The organism is Salmonella sp. NW884 (assembly GCF_051700745.1).
GTDB classification, from domain to species: domain Bacteria; phylum Pseudomonadota; class Gammaproteobacteria; order Enterobacterales; family Enterobacteriaceae; genus Salmonella; species Salmonella enterica.
Window position 1 is genome coordinate 211,427 of record NZ_JAMMDE010000001.1, and the last position, 15,714, is coordinate 227,140.

General features: G+C 51.2%; 12 protein-coding genes. 6 read left to right on the forward strand and 6 right to left on the reverse strand.

Annotation, left to right across the window (positions count from 1 at the left end):
• Positions 1–322: 322 nt before the first annotated feature.
• The 3 genes from NA197_RS01030 to bdm form a co-directional block, all read right to left on the reverse strand.
• Positions 323–2,020 carry an NAD-dependent malic enzyme gene (locus NA197_RS01030; RefSeq protein ID WP_000450511.1) on the reverse strand — a complete coding sequence of 566 codons (1,698 nt, stop codon included), beginning with the start codon at positions 2,018–2,020 and terminating at the stop codon, positions 323–325.
• Between the two features lie 176 nt (positions 2,021–2,196).
• A complete protein-coding gene (sra, locus tag NA197_RS01035) occupies positions 2,197–2,340 on the reverse strand; it encodes a stationary-phase-induced ribosome-associated protein (RefSeq protein WP_000841559.1) in 144 nt (47 codons plus the stop codon).
• Between the two features lie 94 nt (positions 2,341–2,434).
• The gene (gene bdm / locus NA197_RS01040) at positions 2,435–2,650 is read right to left on the reverse strand and encodes a biofilm-dependent modulation protein (RefSeq protein WP_000495700.1); all 216 of its coding nucleotides are present in this window, start codon (positions 2,648–2,650) and stop codon (positions 2,435–2,437) included.
• Between the two features lie 512 nt (positions 2,651–3,162).
• On the opposite strand from bdm, the gene NA197_RS01045 reads away from it, so the two are divergent.
• From NA197_RS01045 to glgX, 6 genes are all read left to right on the forward strand, one after another.
• Complete coding sequence (locus NA197_RS01045) at positions 3,163–3,594, forward strand: OsmC family protein (RefSeq protein WP_000152297.1); 432 nt, start codon at positions 3,163–3,165, stop codon at positions 3,592–3,594.
• Between the two features lie 349 nt (positions 3,595–3,943).
• Complete coding sequence (hdeB, locus tag NA197_RS01050) at positions 3,944–4,273, forward strand: acid-activated periplasmic chaperone HdeB (protein WP_001032161.1); 330 nt, start codon at positions 3,944–3,946, stop codon at positions 4,271–4,273.
• 142 nt (positions 4,274–4,415) lie between these two features.
• Positions 4,416–5,201 carry an OBAP family protein gene (locus tag NA197_RS01055; RefSeq protein WP_000698598.1) on the forward strand — a complete coding sequence of 262 codons (786 nt, stop codon included), beginning with the start codon at positions 4,416–4,418 and terminating at the stop codon, positions 5,199–5,201.
• A gap of 128 nt (positions 5,202–5,329) precedes the next feature.
• Complete coding sequence (gene treZ, locus NA197_RS01060; RefSeq protein WP_023194048.1) at positions 5,330–7,114, forward strand: malto-oligosyltrehalose trehalohydrolase; 1,785 nt, start codon at positions 5,330–5,332, stop codon at positions 7,112–7,114.
• On the forward strand, positions 7,111–9,639 hold the full coding sequence (treY, locus tag NA197_RS01065) for a malto-oligosyltrehalose synthase (RefSeq protein WP_023227509.1): 2,529 nt from the start codon (positions 7,111–7,113) through the stop codon (positions 9,637–9,639). Before treZ ends, treY begins: the two co-directional genes overlap by 4 nt.
• Positions 9,640–9,695: 56 nt before the next feature.
• Positions 9,696–11,771, forward strand: a complete 2,076-nt coding sequence (gene glgX, locus NA197_RS01070) for a glycogen debranching protein GlgX (protein WP_064043556.1) — start codon at positions 9,696–9,698, stop codon at positions 11,769–11,771.
• Positions 11,772–11,883: 112 nt separating this feature from the next.
• On the opposite strand, the gene NA197_RS01075 is transcribed toward glgX, so the two are convergent.
• From NA197_RS01075 to NA197_RS01085, 3 genes are all read right to left on the reverse strand, one after another.
• Entirely contained in the window at positions 11,884–13,086 is a 1,203-nt protein-coding gene (locus NA197_RS01075; RefSeq protein WP_064043555.1) for a MalY/PatB family protein, read from the reverse strand.
• A 12-nt stretch (positions 13,087–13,098) separates the two neighbouring features.
• A complete protein-coding gene (gene nhaC, locus NA197_RS01080) occupies positions 13,099–14,550 on the reverse strand; it encodes a Na+/H+ antiporter NhaC (RefSeq protein ID WP_001276631.1) in 1,452 nt (483 codons plus the stop codon).
• A 143-nt stretch (positions 14,551–14,693) separates the two neighbouring features.
• Complete coding sequence (locus tag NA197_RS01085) at positions 14,694–15,701, reverse strand: LacI family DNA-binding transcriptional regulator (protein ID WP_000201076.1); 1,008 nt, start codon at positions 15,699–15,701, stop codon at positions 14,694–14,696.
• Positions 15,702–15,714: the final 13 nt, after the last annotated feature.

The window sequence follows — 15,714 nt, forward strand, 5'->3', positions numbered from 1 at the left end:
TAGTGAACTGCATAGCAGGTAAGTAATAGCAGGTAAGTAATAGCAGGTAAGTAATAGCAGGTAAGTAATAGCAGGTAAGTAATAGCAGGTAAGGCGCTATTACCTCTTTAGGATTAATATTTCTGATGAGTTATGCAAGGCGGCAGAAATACAATGTAATAGTTTAGCCAGGATTATCCTGATAAATCCCCGTTCAATACATAAAGGTGGCTAATATTAGTAGCTTGACAAATAAGCAGGAAAAGGAATTCAGGTGTGTCGACAGACTCGCCAAAACTAAAGAAGAAAGTGATATCCGGCGGCATTCACCGCCGGGTACGTATTAAATGGAAGTCCGACGGTAGTCGCGGTATTCCGGTTTCCAGAAGTTATCGTCAATCGCCTGTTGCAGCGCTTCCGCAGAGGTTTTCACCGCTACGCCTTGTTGCTGCGCCATTTTGCCTACGGCAAAAGCGATAGCGCGCGACACGACCTGGATGTCTTTAAGCGCTGGCAACACTAATCCTTCGCCGTTATTCACCAGCGGAGAATGTTTCGCCAGCGTCTCACTGGCTGACATCAGCATTTCATCAGTAATGCGCGATGCGCCGGAAGCGATAACCCCCAGACCGATGCCGGGGAAAATATAGGCGTTATTACATTGTGCGATCGGATAAACCTTATCTTTCCAGATGACCGGCGAGAATGGACTGCCAGTTGCCACCAGCGCGTTGCCTTCCGTCCAGGCGATAATGTCCTGTGGCGTGGCCTCCACGCGAGAGGTGGGATTAGAGAGTGGCATGACGATCGGGCGAGGGCAATGCTTATGCATCTCGCGGATGATCTCTTCAGTAAAGAGCCCAGTCTGGCCGGAAACCCCGATCAGAATATCCGGCTTCACGTTACGCACCACATCCAGCAGCGACAGCACGTCATTTTCGGTATCCCAGTGCTGGAGATTGTCGCATTTCTGCACCAGTTTTGCCTGGAACGGCAATAAATTAGGCATCCGGTCCGTCAACAGGCCGAAGCGATCGACCATAAAAACGTTCTGTCGAGCGGCATCTTCGCTTAAACCTTCACGCTGAGTCTGCGCGATGATCTGTTCAGCAATCCCACATCCGGCGGAACCCGCGCCGAGGAAAACGATTTTCTGCTCGCTAAGCTGACTGCCGGCAGCGCGGCTGGCGGCGATCAACGTACCGACGGTCACGGCTGCGGTGCCCTGAATATCATCGTTAAAGGAGCAAATCTCATCACGATAGCGCGTCAACAGCGGCATTGCGTTTTTCTGCGCGAAATCTTCGAACTGTAGCAGGATATCTGGCCAGCGCTGCTTAACGGCCTGAATAAACTCATCGACAAACGCATAATACTCATCGTCGGTAATGCGCGGATGACGCCAGCCCATGTAGAGCGGATCGTTGAGTAACTGTTGATTGTTGGTGCCGACATCCAGCACAACGGGAAGGGTATAGGCCGGACTAATGCCGCCGCAGGCGGTGTATAATGACAGCTTACCGATAGGTATCCCCATTCCGCCGATGCCCTGATCGCCAAGCCCCAGAATCCGCTCGCCATCCGTCACCACAATAACTTTAATGTTGTGGTTAGGCACATTCTGCAAAATGTCGTCCATATTGTGACGGTTCGGATAAGAGATAAATACGCCGCGCGCCCGGCGATAAATCTCAGAGAAGCGCTCACAGGCCGCGCCCACGGTCGGGGTATAGATAACCGGCATCATCTCTTCAAGATGGTTTTGCACCAGTCGATAAAAGAGCGTTTCGTTGGTATCCTGGATGTTACGCAGGTAAATATGCTTATCGATTTCTGTTTTAAACCCCTGATACTGGAGCCAGGCGCGTTCGGCCTGTTCTTCAATCGACTCGACGACCTCCGGCAGCAGTCCTGACAAATTGAAGTTGCGGCGCTCTTCTACGCTAAAAGCGCTGCCTTTGTTTAACAGGGGGAATTCCAGCAATACAGGGCCAGCGTAAGGGATATAAAGGGAACGTGCTTTCTTGGTTGTAGTTTCCATGTTACTCACTCTTTTTCGAATAACTGTCCCTGGCACCGTCGTTTATCATCATATATTGCCTTCCACCAGGGAACCGACCCTGAGTATAAAGCATTGTGAGACGTTAAGGTCATTCCTATAAACAAAAACACCATTGCAGATGCAATGGTGTTTAACGTCATTTCAGGACTGTACGATTACTTTTGGCTATCGGCGCGGCGCTTTCTGCCGGTTGGGTTATTCACCACGCTGCTGGTGTCGCCTTCAGTAACAACCTTACGCTGGTTGGAAATTCTGTAATCCAGTCCAAGTATATGACGAGCCTGACGGTTCGATTTCATGTTAACTCCTCAATCCTGTTGCTAGTTTTAAGGACAAATTCGCTTACGCGAAAGAAACGTAACCCCTAAGGTTGCCGATACAGCATAGCAGGTTTTACAGAGTCGGGTGCTGCCCGCTTACCACATAGTTGATGGTCTGCTGGTAGATGTCACTGAGGATGTCATTGTCGGAAGCCTCAACCCATTTGGTCAGCTCCATTAAAATATCATCTTCAGTGACAACGCCTAACTCCGCGCGTAATCCTTGTTCAATCGCGTTGACCAGGGCCGGTTGTGCTGCTGAGGTATTTGCTGAGTGATAAGTAAACATATAATGCCTCCGTGAACATGTATTTATTTAGTACGGCTCGCAGAAAATTAATTCGTATTCAGCATGGCAAATATTTTTGCGGCTGTGGTTAAGATTAGTCCTGGAGTTATTTTAACGCAAGGCGGAACTCTAATTGTTTACCCCTGAAGAAAATATATTACGTTTGCCAATTACATATCCTCATACAAATAGTGGTCAATTAATATACATTTAAAAGGCTACTTATTGTGATTTTTATCCTTTATTACAATGGGATAGGATAAATCTCAATATACATATAAAATATACATAATGGAATACGCCTCCAGAAGAAAAAGTAAGGACAAAAGGAGGGATATATTCTTTAAAGAAAGGGAGCCCTGTTGGTTTAATATTCATCACTGAAAAAGCATACAACTATTTTCTATATCTGAAGTGCGGGTAATCGACAACATGCTACCTCCATCGGCATGGACAACGCAGATTAGCAGCATGGTCTATACTTTATTTTTTGAGCCAACAGGAGAGCAAAAATGACAATCCATAAGAAAGGTCAGGCACACTGGGAAGGCGACATCAAACGGGGTAAAGGTACTGTATCAACAGAAAGCGGCGTGCTTAATCAACAACCGTATGGATTCAATACCCGGTTCGAAGGCGCGCAGGGAACCAACCCGGAAGAGTTAATTGGCGCCGCACATGCGGCCTGTTTCTCCATGGCGCTATCACTCATGCTGGGAGAGGCTGGATTTACGCCGACATCCATTGACACCACCGCTGACGTATCGCTTGATAAGGTGGAGGCGGGCTTCGCCATTACCAAAATTGCGCTACAAAGCAAAGTCGCGGTAGCAGATATTGATGCTTCAACTTTCGATCAAATCATCCAGAAAGCAAAAGCCGGGTGTCCGGTTTCGCAGGTTCTGAATGCGGAAATCACCCTCGACTACCAGCTTAACGCCTGATAACCTCGCCAGCCCGGTAACGATGGGTTGATCGGGCTGATGAATATACTTTCAGACGGAGGGCTCGCTCCCGGTCTATCTGAGATCCTGCCGTATTTCTATCACCTCAACGCGCCGTAGACCACGTCTGCGGCTATTGTCGTGGCCTACTTTTTCGCCTTAAAATCTGCTCGCCATGTTGCTTTATTCATCAAACATCAAAATCAGTCAACGTAAATATCAATAATAGCCATATCACGGAGGGTGATCTTTATTCCTGAGAGAGGAGGGGTATTATTTTCTGTGTTCTACATTAACGGGTTAACGCGCAGATGTAGAGGTTATTTATATAATTATTGGAGCAACAACAATGAATAAATTCTCCCTTGCTACAGCAGGTATTATCGTGGCAGCGCTGGTAACCAGTGTTAGCGTGAATGCGGCAACAGATACTACTAAAACAAACGTTACGCCTAAAGGTATGAGCTGCCAGGAGTTTGTTGACCTCAATCCGCAGACGATGGCGCCAGTCGCTTTCTGGGTGCTGAATGAAGATGAAGATTTTAAAGGCGGGGACTACGTAGATTTCCAGGAAACTGAGACGACAGCAGTGCCGCTAGCCGTTGAGCTTTGTAAGAAAAACCCGCAGAGTGAATTAAGCAAAATAAAAGACGAAATCAAGAAAGAACTCTCAAAATAAGAGTAAACTGATATCAAAACCCGGCCTGTGTGTCGGGTTTTACTATTTGTGACACCGTCACAAATAACATCTTCCATTTCTTCTACCAATCACGTGGTATTGCACTATTTTCATTAGAGCCCTTTCACTATATGGAGACCTAATGAAAATTTTACCGCTGGCACTCTTTATCATTCCTTTTCTGGCCGGATGCGGCGCCAATAATACGCCGCCGCAAACACCTATTCCCGGGGAAAAAACCTCTGCCAAATTACGTACCCTGGAAACAGGCGCGGCGGCTATTCAATCCAGACCACCTGTCGATGCCATCAGTACCTACCTTGACGGGTTCCATTTTTATAGCGGTGATAAAAACGGACAGATGGAAGCGCACCATTACGTTACCGTCCTGAACGAAGATGTCATGCAGGCGGTGATTTACGACGGCAATACGAAAAACGCGCGCCTGATGGGGGTGGAGTACATTATCAGCGAACGTTTATTTAAAACGCTTCCTCCCGAGGAGAAAAAACTGTGGCACAGCCACCAGTACGAGGTGAAATCCGGTAGCCTGGTGGCGCCTGGCTTACCGCAGGTCGCTGATAAAGCGTTGATGAGTAAGATTGTTAATACTTATGGCAAGACCTGGCACACCTGGCATACCGACCGGGATAAAACCCTGCCAATGGGTATCCCTGCGCTGATGATGGGCTTTACTGGCGACGGGCAGCTTGACCCCGCGCTGCTGGCCGATCGGGATCGCCGTCTGGGAATTGATACCCAGGCCATTAAACGCGAGCGGCAGGATCTGCCTGAACATCCCGTTGTTAAGGGGGCTAACGCCTGGGAGCAGGGGGAGGTTATCCAGCTACAGCGTGTTCAGGGCTCTGGCGAACACGGGCGAGGCGATACCGCGCACTTCGGTACATCTGAGCAATCCCGACAATAATTCCACGGTTTTACACGCAGATAGGAAAAAGAATGCCTGTTAAGTGACAGTGTCACGTAAAAATTAGCCCCATAGTCTATGCTTGTTTTTCGGATGCTGTAGAGGTTATGGGTTAAACGGAGCGACAAATGAGTTCAAAAATTTTTTGCAAAAGCTGGGGGGCTGAATATATCGCCGCTGATGTTGTCCGCTTTCGTCTTTGGGCCACCGGTCAGCAAAAGGTTATGCTCAGGCTTGCGGGTAAAGACCAGGAAATGCAGGCGAGCGGTGACGGCTGGTTTACGCTGGACGTCTCCGGGGTGACGCCAGGTACGGAGTATAACTTTGTACTCAACGATGGCATGGTGGTCCCCGATCCGGCTTCCCGCGCCCAAAAAACTGACGTCAACGGTCCGTCATATGTGGTTGATCCAGGCAGCTACACGTGGCGCAACACCGGGTGGAAAGGTAGCCGTTGGGAGCAGGCCGTGGTGTATGAGATGCATACAGGCACGTTCACTCCGGAAGGCACTTTCCGCGCCGCAATAGCAAAGCTGCCTTATCTCGCTGAACTCGGCGTTACCGTTATTGAAGTGATGCCCGTTGCGCAATTTGGCGGCGAGCGCGGCTGGGGCTATGACGGCGTACTGCTTTACGCGCCGCATTCTGCCTATGGGACGCCGGATGATTTCAAAGCGTTTATTGACGCCGCGCATGGGTATGGTCTTTCCGTCGTCCTGGATATTGTGCTGAACCATTTCGGCCCGGAGGGAAATTATTTACCGCTATTGGCGCCGGCGTTTTTCCACAAAGAGCGCATGACGCCGTGGGGAAATGGTATCGCCTATGATGTCGACGCCGTGCGGCGCTATATCATCGAGGCGCCGTTATACTGGCTGACAGAATACCATCTCGACGGCTTACGCTTTGACGCTATCGATCAGATTGAGGACAGTAGCGCCAGGCATGTGCTGGTTGAAATCGCACAACGTATTCGGGAAGACATTACCGACAGACCCATTCATCTGACTACCGAAGATAGCCGCAATATTATTTCTCTGCATCCCCGTGATCAGGATGGCAATGCGCCGCTGTTTACCGCCGAATGGAATGACGATTTTCATAATGCCGTCCACGTTTTTGCGACCGGAGAGACCCAGGCCTACTACAATGATTTTGCTGATGCCCCGGAAAAACACCTCGCAAGAGCGCTGGCCGAAGGATTCGCTTATCAGGGAGAAATTTCCCCCCAAACCGGCGAACCTCGCGGCGTAAAAAGTACCGGACAACCTCCGGTCGCCTTTGTGGATTTTATTCAGAATCACGATCAGGTCGGTAACCGCGCCCAGGGCGACAGACTGATAACCCTGGCGGGCGCTGAACGAACAAAAGTATTGCTCGCCACGTTGCTGCTTTCACCGCATATTCCGCTGCTTTTTATGGGCGAAGAGTATGGCGAAAGCCGTCCTTTTCTTTTTTTTACCGATTTCCATGGGGATTTAGCCCGCGCCGTTCGTGAAGGTCGCGCAAAAGAGTTTGCCGATCATGCAGGGGAAAATGTTCCGGACCCGAATGCGCCAGAGACCTTTCAACGCTCAAAACTTAACTGGAAGCAACAGCACAGTGAAGAGGGTAAAGCGTGGCTGGCATTTACCCGCGAACTACTGCTTTTGCGCCAGAAGCATATTGTGCCGCTGTTGTCCGCTGCCCGTGAGAGCTCAGGAACGGTATTGCAAACCGCGCCCGGGTTTATTGCCGTTAGCTGGCGTTTTCCGGGAGGAACACTGTCACTGGCGCTGAATATTAGCGCCACGACGGTATTACTGCCCGATTTACCGGGTAAGACCCTCTTCGCCTGGCCGAATGAATCCACCGGGTCGCTTTCCCAACATTCTCTTATTGTCCGCTTAGCCCAGGGAGAGTCTGCATCATGATCCCAACTGCAACGTATCGCCTTCAGTTTCGCAATGGCATGACCTTCGATCGCGCTGCGGCGCTGGTGCCTTACCTTAAAAATCTGGGTATCAGCCATCTTTATGCCTCACCCATCTTTACCGCCACCAAAGCGTCAACGCATGGTTATGATGTCACCGATGCTAATGAGATTGAGCCTTCTATTGGCGGGCGCGAAGGATTTGAAAGACTGGTGGCTGAACTTAAAGCACAAGGTCTGGGATTGATCATCGATATTGTGCCTAATCACATGGCCAGCTCGCTGGAAAACGCCTGGTGGCGCGACGTGCTTGAATATGGCAAGGAGAGCCGTTACGCGCGTCATTTCGATATTGACTGGTCGCGCCGACTGACGCTGCCTTTTTTAGGCGACACGTTTGACGCCGTGCTGGAAAACGGAGAAATTGCGATCAAGCCCGATCCCGCTACGGGTAAACCCGCGTTCGCCTATTATGATAACTATTATCCGCTTGCGCCGGCGACATGGCAGGGGCGCGAGGCCGAAATACTGGCGCTTACCGATAAAGCCGCTATTGCTGATTTGCATGAGCGCCAGCCGTGGAAATTAATGTCCTGGCGCGAGGCCGCTCGCTCGCTTTCATATCGGCGTTTCTTTGAGGTCACAGGGCTGGTAGGAATGCGGGTGGAAGATAAAACCGTCTTCGACGATACACATCGGCTGATTCTGGAGCTGGTCAGAACGGGGGCGGTTGACGGTTTACGTATCGATCATATCGACGGCCTTGCCGATCCGAAAGCCTATCTTGCGCGTTTACGTCAGGAAGTGGGGCCGGCGTGCTATATCACCGTGGAAAAAATTCTCGCTAAAGGCGAGCAACTTCCTGATGACTGGCCGGTTTCCGGCACCACAGGCTATGAATTTATCGCCTCGCTGGCGGAGGTGCTGGTTGACGATGAGCAGATAGACAATTTGCGCCAGGCTTACGAGACCGTTAAAGGCGCGCCAGTGGATATGCGGGCGGAATTACGGGCGGCTAAATTGCTGATGGTCGATCGCAATTTCGAGGGGGAATTTACCCGGCTGCTCGCGCTTGCGCTGTCGATTGCCAGCGAGCTACAGATCGCACAGGAAGAGAGCGTCGTTCGGCAGGCGTTACGCGAGTTATTAATTGCCTTTCCTGTATATCGCACTTACGGCACGGCAGAAGGGCTACCGCCGACCGATATTTGCCTGTTACACCGTATTGTGGAACGGGTAAAGACGCTTGAAAACCCTCCGCAGCCAGAAGCGCTTACATTTCTGAGCCGTCTTCTTACCGGCGATGTTCCCGCCTCCAGCCAGGAGGAGGCGACACAGTTTCGCGTTCGGTTCCAGCAACTCACCGGTCCGCTGATGGCGAAATCGGTAGAGGATACGCTTTTCTTTCGTCAAAACATGGGACTGGCGTTAAATGAAGTCGGCGCCGAGCCCGTCACGCATCACTTCTCCATCGAACGCTTTCACCATGAGATGAAAACCCGACAGGCGCGACAGCCTGATGCGTTATCCGGTACGTCGACCCACGATACCAAGCGAGGCGAGGATGCGCGAGCACGGCTGTATACGCTTACCGAAGCGCCGGAGCAGTGGAGCGAATGCCTTGCCCGCTGGCGGCAGATGAACCAGACCCATGTCAAATTTTTGAATGATGGCACTGCGCCAAAATCGGCGGATACGTGGATGTTATATCAGGCGCTGACCGGCGTCTGGCCCCCGACGCTACAACCACAGGACGAAACAGGTTTAAACGCGCTGAAAACACGCTTTGAAGCCTTTGTGGAGAAAGCGCTACGCGAAGCGAAGCTGCGTACCGATTGGGTGGACAGTAATGAGGCTTACGAAACGGCAATGCTTGATTACGCCCGTTATTTACTGGCGCCGGATAATCAGACATTTTTGCAGGATTTTTATCGTTCCTTGCAACCCTTCATCCGCGCAGGGCTGGTTAACAGCCTGACGCAGACCGTTATCAAATTAACCGCGCCGGGAGTACCTGATATCTATCAGGGAAGCGAGGCGTTGAATTTTAGTCTTGTCGATCCCGACAACCGCCGCGAACCGGATTTCGCCACGCTGGCGCAGCAGTTAGACCAACTGACGCCGGGAGTTTTCTCGCGCGAAGAGAGTTGGCTGAACGGGCAGGTGAATCAGTATGCCACCGCCGCCTTACTGCGTTTGCGTCAGCAGAATCATGAGCTCTTCCGTTTTGGCGACTATATACCGCTGCGGGCTGTTGGTCAGCGTGCTGACAAGGTCATCGCTTACGCCAGAGTCAATCATGATGATGCGCTGATCGTTGTTGCGCCCCGACTGGTGTTCGCCGAATGTGACGGCTTATTGTCACAATCGCATAGCGGTTTCTGGGCAGGAACCGACATTATTATACCCGGACAGCTTAATCAGCATCGTTATCGCAATGTGCTTACCCAAGAGAGGTTAATGCCTGGTGAACGCCTGTCGTTGGCCTCACATCAGGGCGGCGTACTGGTTTTAATGAGCGACTGAGTTTATGTGTTGATGTGCCGTGACAGGACAACGTTTACCGTGGGTGGAGAAAGAGAATGACAACAAACAGGGCTTTTGAAATCAGATCAGGATACAGCCATACGCTTGGCGCGAATTATGATGGCGAAGGCGTGAATTTCGCTATTTTTTCCGCCCATGCGGAACGCGTCGAGCTTTGCCTTTACGATCCGAGCGGGGAGCATGAAGTCGCTCGTCTGGAGTTACCGGAATATACCGACGAAATATGGCACGGCTATGTCCCGAAGTTGCAGCCCGGCGCGCTGTATGGGTACCGCGTTTACGGTCCTTATGACCCGGAAAATGGTCATCGTTTTAACCCCAATAAGCTGCTTATTGACCCTTATGCCCGTGAGCTGGTGGGCGATATTCAGTGGAACGATGCGCATTTCGCGTATCAATTACTTCATGACGATAAAGATTTGACCTTTGATGACCAGGATAGCGCGCCATTTACGCCTAAATGCCGGGTGATTGATCCGGCTGAGGCTAACTGGGAGGATAGACAACGGCCTTCCATACCGTGGTCGAACGCCATTATTTATGAAACGCATGTAAAAGGCTTTACCCAGCTTAATTCCGCGATCCCTGAGCCTCTACGCGGTACGTTTGAGGGCATGGGACATAAAGCCAGCGTGGATTACATTAAAAGTCTGGGTATTACCTCCGTCGAGCTTTTACCCGTTCACTGGTTCCCGGACGATCAGCATCTGCTCGATAAAGGACTGAAAAATTTCTGGGGATACAACTCGCTGGGCTTTTTTGCGCCGGCGACGCGCTACTATGGTCCAAAAGGTATTCAGGGATTCCGCGATATGGTGCGCGCTTTCCATGATGCCGGCGTCGAAGTGATACTGGACGTGGTCTATAACCATACGGCAGAAGGGAATGAGCTTGGCCCCACGCTGTCATTTAAAGGTATCGATAACTTCTCTTACTATCGCACCATGCCCGATCAGCATCGCTATTACATTAACGATACAGGGACAGGTAATACCGTCAATACCTCTCATCCACGGGTACTGCAAATGGTGATGGATTCCCTTCGCTATTGGGCGGAGTCAATGCATGTCGACGGCTTTCGTTTTGATTTGGGCACCATTCTTGGTCGTGAGCCGGAAGGCTTTGATCAGAGAGGCGGCTTTTTTGATGCGGTAACGCAAGACCCGGTGCTGGCAAAACTGAAACTGATTGGCGAACCCTGGGATATCGGACCGGGCGGCTATCAGGTTGGCGGCTTTCCACCAGGGTGGGGCGAATGGAATGATAAATACCGCGATACGGTACGCGAATACTGGAAAGGTGACAACGTCACAAATGATTTCGCCGCACGCCTGCTGGGTTCCGGCGATCTCTATGATTTGCGCGGCCGTCGCCCCTGGTCAAGCGTTAACTTTATTACAGCCCATGACGGCTTCACGCTGAACGATCTGGTGTCTTATAACGACAAACATAATGAAGCCAATGGCGAAGATAATAATGACGGGCATAATGATAACCGCTCCTGTAACTATGGCGCAGAAGGGCCAACCGACGACGAAGGCATCAATGCGATACGCGAGCAACAGAAACGTAATTTCCTGACTACCTTGCTTTTCTCGCACGGTACGCCAATGTTATTAGCGGGCGATGAGTTTGGCCGCAGTCAGATGGGCAATAACAATGGCTACTGTCAGGACAGTGAAATATCGTGGGTCCACTGGGATAATTTGCCGGAAACCGCCAATGCGCTACGGGAGTTTACCCGTCATCTGATTCAACTGCGCGCCACGCAACCGCTGCTGCGCCGGGAAAGCTGGCGTGACGGTCTGGAGATCCGCTGGTTTAACGCCGGCGGAGGAGCGCAGCAATCCGAACAATGGGATGAGGGATCGACGATAGGCGTATGCATTAGTCGTCCCGATCTTCAGCCGGAAGCGGGGATCTGGCATGACGCCTTACTGCTTTTCAATCCGTTTGAAGGCAGCGTACCGTTCCGTATTCCGATGTGGGGAGAAGGCGGCTGGGTACTTGAACTGACGACTGCCGATAACGCGCAGCAGGGAATACGGATTACCGAAGAAATGGATTTCGATCTGGCCGGGCGCAGTATCGTGTTATTCAGACGCCCCTGATAGTAAAACCGCGCTCCGGACCCAACCGGCCTTGATGGCCGGTTTTTTACTGGCGCTCAGGCGATATCATGCCGCAGAAATAACACCGGTGTCAGTTTACCGCCCGAAAAATTCATCCGCCTGTTGGTATTCCTTTGATTGTCTTCACCGATATTCGCTTCAGGCCGTCTATTGCCATTTTAAGGTAGGTACGTGGACATCCCAGATTTAAACGGATAAATCCGCTGCCCGCCGGGCCAAAGCCGCTGCCCATTGAAGGAGCAATACCCGCGACATCCGCCATTACCCATTTTAGCTGTTCGTCATCCAGTCCCAGTTTTTTACAATCCATCCATAATAAATAGGTTCCCTGCGCCGGGACAATTCTTGCCCAGGGAAGGTGCTCTGTCGCCTGTTCAACAAACCAGCGGCGGTTTTCCGCCAGGTAATCCAGTAGCGAATCCAGCCACTGTCTGCTTTCATTCCATGCGGTAGTCGCCGCCTGAACGGAGAGGGCGTTAAAGACATCCAGCCCATGAGCGTCCAGACGAGACAGGAAACGCTGGCGAAGCGTAGGATCGGGAATGAGAAAATTAGAAATTCGCAACGACGATAAGCCAAACGTTTTGCTGGCCGCAGTGGCGGAGATGACCCGTTTATGCCAGCGCTCCCCTAAATGCAGTACCGAGGTAAAGGTTTCGCCGGGCAGCAATAGATCGGCCCATATTTCATCCGAGATGAGAGTGACATCATAAGCTTCACATAATAAAAGCAGTTGCTCCAGCTCGTTGGCCGACCAGCAACGCCCGGTTGGATTATGTGGATTACACAAAATCATCAGCGGAGGGCGCTCATGGCGAAACAGCCTTTCCAGTTGGCAAAAATCCATCTGGTAGCCATCGTCCGGCGACTCACTAAGGGGATTCTCCAGCAGTTTTCTACCATTAAGCGTGATTATTTTGGCGAAGGAGCCATAGTATGGTCCCTGTACCACTACGCCGTCGCCTGGATGCGTCAACATTTGCACTAAGAGCGCCAACCCTGGTACGACGCCTTCCACGCTGCATACCCATTCCTGTTTTAACGTGAGCTGGTGGCGTGACGAAAACCAGTGAAGCAGGGCGTTAAAATAGGCCTCATCACGTTCACTATAGCCAAATACGCCGTGCTCGATTCGCTGATGCAATGCCGCCTGAACCTCAGGCGGGCAGGCAAAATCGAAATCAGAAACCCACATCGGCAGCAGTTTCCCTGCGCCATCGCCAAAGTGACGCTCAATAAAATCCCACTTTACCGAACCAGTATTGTTGCGATTGATAATCTGGTTAAAATCCATCTTGTTTCCTTATTATTCCGTCACTGACGATTGCGGCGACTTTTCTGAGGCGGAGGCAGTTCTGGCAATACCAATTCCGCTAAAACCATAAATTAATGCGAAGAAGATTGCCGCATAGCATTGGATAGCCCAGGGCAGAAGATCAAGCGTGCTAACGCCCAGCGTGGTTGCCATGTAGACGCCAGCCGAGGTCCACGGCAGGAGAGGTTCGATAACGGTACCGGCATCTTCTATCGTCCGTGAAAGGTTTTTAGTATCCAGCCCCATACGACGATAGGCATCTTTAAACAGTTCGGCGGGAACTAACAATGCCAGTTTACCGTCGCTGGTCGCTCCTGTGACCAAAATTGTGGTGCCGATAGTGGCGGCAATGAGTTGACCAACGCTATGAATAATGGTCAGCAGTCGGTTAATGATGATCGTTAACGCGCCGGTTAACGTTAGCGCTCCGGCAAATGAAAAAGCGCAGAAAACTAACAGTATTGTTCCCATCATCGAGAACATTCCGCCCCGGTTTAGCAGTCGCGGAACATCGGCCACGACACCTTCTGCGCCTTGTGGGAACATGGCGATATCAAATCCATCAATGAAAGCGTCCAGTCCCTGTTTGATGCTCAGTCCCTGCATGATGACGCCGAGGAACAAGGCAAGTACGCAGGCGCTTAACATTAATGGGATGACAGGCTTCTTGCGAATTGCGCCCCACAGTACGATCACCGGCGGCAAAATAAGAACAATATTAAAATGGTATAGCGACTCCAGCGAGTGGATGATGTCCGTAACGCGCTGCGGCGTGGCCACCTCGCCCAGCATATTACTGTGTCCGGCGATAAGATAAACCACGGCGGCAAGCAGGAAACTTGGCAGGGTCGTCCAAAGTAAATGCTGAATATGCTCAAACAGAGTAGTGTCTGCGACAATCGCGGCAAAGTTAGTCGAGTCGGACAACGGTGAGATTTTGTCGCCGAAATAAGCGCCAGAAACGACGGCGCCAGCTGCTGCTGCAAGCGACACGTCCAGCCCGGCGGCAACCCCCATTAACGCAACGCCAACCGTCCCGGCGGACCCCCACGATGTACCGGTACAGACGGAGACCACGCTGGTTAAAAAGAAGGCTGCAATCAAAATATATTCCGGGCTTATCAGTTTTAGCCCCCAGTACACCATGTAGGGAATGGTGCCACTAAACATCCAGGTGCCAATCAAACCGCCCACGCAGATCAGGATCATGATAACCGGCATTGCTTTAGCCAGTTTATCCACCACTGAGTTGATGATGTCTTCCCAACAGTATCCTTGCCACCATGCAATGCCTGCCGCTACCGCCGCAGAGCACAGAAGGAGCGGTTCGATACGTAGCCCCATGATGCCGTAACCGATAATCAACAATAACAACATGGAGATGACTGGGATTAGCGCTAAACCCAATGACAGCGTTTTCTTCTTGTTTTGTGATGCACTCATAATGGAGCTCCGGTCAGTAAGGTAGCTCAAGGGTAGGGGGATACGCTTCCCACTACTGTGATCCATTACTTTCGTCCATGTAACCGATTACATGAGAAGGGTTAATTTGACAGCCATCACAGTTTTTACTGTTGACGACGCATTCACCGTGAAAAATAGGGCGCGACAGAATCGCGGATCACCAGTTCGGCATTGAAATGATTACTACTGGGCGGCGGCGTAATGCCCTGGTATAACTGTATCGCCAGTTGCGCGGCACAACGCGCCATTTGTTCGACCGGATAATGCATTGTTGTTAACGCCGGATAAAGATACCGGGCCAGCACTACATCATCAAAGCCGACAATAGAGAGCTGTTGCGGAAGCTGAACGCCGCGTTGATGAAGAATACGCATAATGCCAGCGGCCATCACATCGTTAAACGTGACCGCTGCCGTAAGGGGAAGCCCGCTATTAATAAGTTGATGCGCGGCCCGCTCGCCGCCTTCTTCGTTAAACGGAACGCTAATCACCCAGCGAGGGTCTGGAGAAATACCATATTCTTCCAGCGCCTGACGGTAACCATCAAGGCGTTCCTGACGATCGATAATTGGCAAGTCAGATGTCACACAGGCGATGCGCCGATGCCCGTTCGCCAGGAGATATCGGGTCGCTTCCCTGGCGGCGCTGCGATTTTCCAGCCAGATACACCGGTTGGCCATACCGGCGATATAACGATTAACAACAACCAGCGCTGGAAAGTGGGCTGCGTAGCGCAGCAGCTCTTTATCCGGTAATCGGCTGGCGTGTACAACAATAGCCTCACAGCCTTGATTAACCAGAAAATCCAGTCCCGCTTTTTCCATTTCTTCATCGTGGCCGCCGCTACATACCATCAAGCGATACTGCTGCTTACGAGAAACATCTTCTACGCCGCGAGCAAGGCGGGCAAAAAAAGGATCAGCCAGATTGCCGGTTAACAATCCGAGCATATCGCCGCTACGTTTCGCCAGCGCGATAGCGGCGGCATTCCGGCGATAATTGAGATCGCGCATGGCTTTCTCTACACGTTCGCGCGTGACGGGTTCAACCCACGCGGTCTGGTTAATGACACGTGATACAGTCGCGGTTGATACACCGGCCAAAGATGCAACATCCTTTATTGTCGCCATGTTAAGCTCATAT

Excerpts from the sequence above, each read along its gene's own strand:
- NA197_RS01030 (WP_000450511.1), bottom strand. The coding sequence starts at position 2,020 with ATGGAAACTACAACCAAGAAAGCACGTTCCCTTTATATCCCTTACGCT.
- sra (WP_000841559.1), bottom strand. The coding sequence starts at position 2,340 with ATGAAATCGAACCGTCAGGCTCGTCATATACTTGGACTGGATTACAGA.
- bdm (WP_000495700.1), bottom strand. The coding sequence starts at position 2,650 with ATGTTTACTTATCACTCAGCAAATACCTCAGCAGCACAACCGGCCCTG.
- NA197_RS01045 (WP_000152297.1), top strand. The coding sequence starts at position 3,163 with ATGACAATCCATAAGAAAGGTCAGGCACACTGGGAAGGCGACATCAAA.
- hdeB (WP_001032161.1), top strand. The coding sequence starts at position 3,944 with ATGAATAAATTCTCCCTTGCTACAGCAGGTATTATCGTGGCAGCGCTG.
- NA197_RS01055 (WP_000698598.1), top strand. The coding sequence starts at position 4,416 with ATGAAAATTTTACCGCTGGCACTCTTTATCATTCCTTTTCTGGCCGGA.
- treZ (WP_023194048.1), top strand. The coding sequence starts at position 5,330 with ATGAGTTCAAAAATTTTTTGCAAAAGCTGGGGGGCTGAATATATCGCC.
- treY (WP_023227509.1), top strand. The coding sequence starts at position 7,111 with ATGATCCCAACTGCAACGTATCGCCTTCAGTTTCGCAATGGCATGACC.
- glgX (WP_064043556.1), top strand. The coding sequence starts at position 9,696 with ATGACAACAAACAGGGCTTTTGAAATCAGATCAGGATACAGCCATACG.
- NA197_RS01075 (WP_064043555.1), bottom strand. The coding sequence starts at position 13,086 with ATGGATTTTAACCAGATTATCAATCGCAACAATACTGGTTCGGTAAAG.
- nhaC (WP_001276631.1), bottom strand. The coding sequence starts at position 14,550 with ATGAGTGCATCACAAAACAAGAAGAAAACGCTGTCATTGGGTTTAGCG.
- NA197_RS01085 (WP_000201076.1), bottom strand. The coding sequence starts at position 15,701 with ATGGCGACAATAAAGGATGTTGCATCTTTGGCCGGTGTATCAACCGCG.